This window comes from Mesorhizobium sp. M4B.F.Ca.ET.089.01.1.1 (genome assembly GCF_004022605.1).
Taxonomy (GTDB): Bacteria; Pseudomonadota; Alphaproteobacteria; order Rhizobiales; family Rhizobiaceae; genus Mesorhizobium; species Mesorhizobium abyssinicae.
Genome location: NZ_RZOS01001201.1, coordinates 1 through 601, shown reverse-complemented (window position 1 = coordinate 601; position 601 = coordinate 1). Strand labels below are relative to the sequence as shown.

Sequence of the window (601 nt, the reverse complement as noted above, 5' to 3'; positions counted from 1 at the left end):
TTGGACGAGCGCTTCTTTGAGTGGCAGATAGTTGACGAAAGCAAGAGCGTTTGCGTATTGCACCCCGACCATCACCTTGCCGAAAAAAACATCATCACTGTGGATGACATCGTAGATCAGCCCCTTATCGCTCTAGAGAGAGAATACACTTCTACCAAGCTGGGTTTTTCGTACGGGCGGGGACCTTTAAGGCCGAAGATCCATTCGGACATAATAGGCTTAGACGCCTCTTTTATAGCCTATGGTTTGGGTGTCGCAGTCGACAACGAATTTATTGCGCAGCAATATCAGATCTTCAATTTGAAGATCGTTCCTTTTCAGCCGGCAGCGAGATACCATTACGTGGTATTTTGGCGCCGAGGCAGTGATAAGTTTTCACACGAGTCCGCGATTGTGGAAACATTCGTTGAGGTGATAAAACGTGAACAATCGTTGAGACACGAACCGGCGAATAAACGGCGGAGCCGCAAGCGTTTCGCGCTAGCAGGCTCTTGAGAACCCGGTAAATAAGCTTATCGGTCGCCCCGGTTATCCGGGCCAGGCCGGGTCGGCGGATTATAGGCGGCAACCAGTTAGCGCTTCAACACCTTGCCGCTCAGGT

The 601-nt window shown here is 50.7% G+C and carries 1 protein-coding gene; it reads left to right on the top strand.

The window, feature by feature from the left end; genetic code table 11:
- On the top strand, window positions 1-495 hold a 495-nt coding region (locus EN780_RS36770), incomplete at its 5' end, for a LysR substrate-binding domain-containing protein (RefSeq protein WP_245500261.1).
- Between the last annotated feature and the right edge of the window lie 106 nt (window positions 496-601).